Origin of the sequence: Catellatospora sp. NPDC049609, from assembly GCF_040675365.1 — a bacterium.
Taxonomy (GTDB): Bacteria; Actinomycetota; Actinomycetes; order Mycobacteriales; family Micromonosporaceae; genus Catellatospora.
Window position 1 is genome coordinate 1 of sequence record NZ_JBFAOU010000415.1, and the last position, 2,160, is coordinate 2,160.

A 2,160-nucleotide genomic window follows, 5' to 3' on the forward strand; every position below is an offset into this window, starting at 1 on the left:
GCTGCGCTGCGCTACGCCGCCAACGACTGGCCCGTGTTCCTGCTCGGCCGCACCAAACGGCCCGTGGCGCTGTGCCCGCCGTGCGAGGCAGCCAGGAAGGCACGCACGCCCCACGACCCGCAGGCGTGCCCCTGCCTGACCTGCCACGGGTTCTACGCGGCCACCACCGACCCCGACCGCATCGCAGCGATGCTGGCCGCCGTACGAGGCGGGCTGCTCGCCATCCGCACCGGCACCGCCTCCGGCCTTGTCGTCATCGACGTCGACCCGGCCCACGGCGGCATGGCGTCCTTGAACGCCCTGATCACACGTGGGCTCACCCCGCCGACCAGGTACGTCCGTACCGGCAACAGCGGACTGCACCTGTACTACCGCCACCCCGGCGGCATCCGCGTACCCAGTGACCAGGGCATCCGCCTCGGTCCGGGCATCGACGTGAAGGCGGACGGCGGCTACGTCGTCGCGCCACCTTCACGCCATCCCGACACCAGCCGTCCTTACCGGTGGGCCGATGAGGGGGCGCGCATAGAGGAGGCGGCCCCCGCACTGGTCAGCACCTGCCTGGCCGAGATCCGGCGACGCCCGCCCCAACGTGCAGGCCACCCCACACCCCCGCGCAGCGGGGGGGCCGCCTCCTACCCCGACCGGCTCATGGACGCCCTCGCCGTCCGAATCCACCAAGCCCCGAACGGCCGCCGACGCGTGACGCTGTTCGGCTGCGCCCGCGGCGCCGCCCGCATGGTCGCCGCAGGCCAGATGACGCCCGTCGAAGCCTACGACCGGCTCGTGGCCGCCTGCGACGCCGCAGGCTGGCCATGGGCCAAGTCCACCCCCAACGCCATCCGCGAAGGGTTCGCCGCAGAAGGAGTGAGACTGTGACCCGAGCAGCCAAACCACGACAGGTCATCGACGGCGCGGCGCTACTCGACCGCGTCCACGCGATGATCACCCGATACGTGATCCTGCCCTGCCCGGAGGCCGCCGACGCGGTCACGCTCTGGATCGCGGCCACGCACGCGCAGGACGCCTGGGCGTACGCGCCTCGGCTGGTCATCCGCGCCCCGGAGAAGCGCTGCGGAAAGTCGAGGCTGCTCGACGTGGTCGAGGGCGCGAGCTGCAACCCGCTGATGACCGTCAACGCGTCCCCGGCCGCTGTCTACCGCTCGATCGGCATGGGCACCTCGCTCACGCTGCTGGTCGATGAGGCAGACACCATCTTCGGCCCCAAGGCGGGCGAGAACGAGGATTTGCGCGGGCTGCTCAACGCGGGCCACCAGCGCGGGCGGCCCGCGATCCGGTACGACGCCAACACCCAGCGCGTGGAGAGCATCGAGACGTTCTGCATGGCCGCCCTGGCAGGTATCGGGCAGATGCCCGATACCATCGAGGACCGAGCCGTGGTCATCAAGATGCGCCGCCGCGCCCCCGGCGAGAGCGTCAAGCCGTGGCGCATCAAGCGCGACCGGCCCCAGATGCTCAAGCTGTCCGCCGAGCTGTCCGCATGGCTCAAGCCGCTGCTGCCCGAGCTGGAGACCGCCGAGCCGGTCATGCCCCTGGAGGACCGGGCTGCCGACACCTGGGAGCCGCTCATCGTCATCGCCGATTCCGCGCGAGGCGACTGGCCGGCACGCGCCCGCGCCGCCGCGCTGGTGCTCACCGGCGAGGCCGAGAAGAACGCCGTCCGCTCCGACCGCGTGCGGCTGCTGGCCGACTGCCGCACCGCGTTCCGCGACGACGAGGCGCTACCGACAGCGACCCTGATCGAGCGACTGAAGGAGGACCCCGAAGCACCCTGGGCGCGCTACGAGAACACCGGCCTGACCCCGATGAAGCTCGCCGGGCTGCTGCGCGAGTACGAGATCACATCCGACACCATCCGCTTCGGCGGAGGCGTCGGGCAGGCCAAGGGCTACCGCGCCGCCGACTTCACCGACGCCTGGCTGCGCTACTGCCCCCCGACCAGCGAGAACACCGCCGACGAGCCGCCGGACGGCGGTCCCGAAGATGTCCCGTGGTACGGCTCAAGCCGTACCAGTCAAGATCCCGTACCGACCCTGAGCTGCGATGGTACGGCTGGTACGGCTGCTCCCGCGTCATCAACGGCCGCTCCGACGTGTCCCCGCAGACCCGCGAGCGCGTCGAGGAGCTGCTCACCCGCCA

General features: G+C 71.6%; 2 protein-coding genes. Both read left to right on the top strand.

What is annotated here, in order from left to right:
* The coding region (locus AB0J67_RS40750) for a bifunctional DNA primase/polymerase (protein WP_363491127.1) at positions 1 to 879 on the top strand (879 nt) is incomplete at its 5' end.
* A partial coding sequence (locus AB0J67_RS40755; protein WP_363491129.1) for a DUF3631 domain-containing protein occupies positions 876 to 2,160 on the top strand: 1,285 nt, incomplete at its 3' end. The genes AB0J67_RS40750 and AB0J67_RS40755, both read left to right, overlap by 4 nt.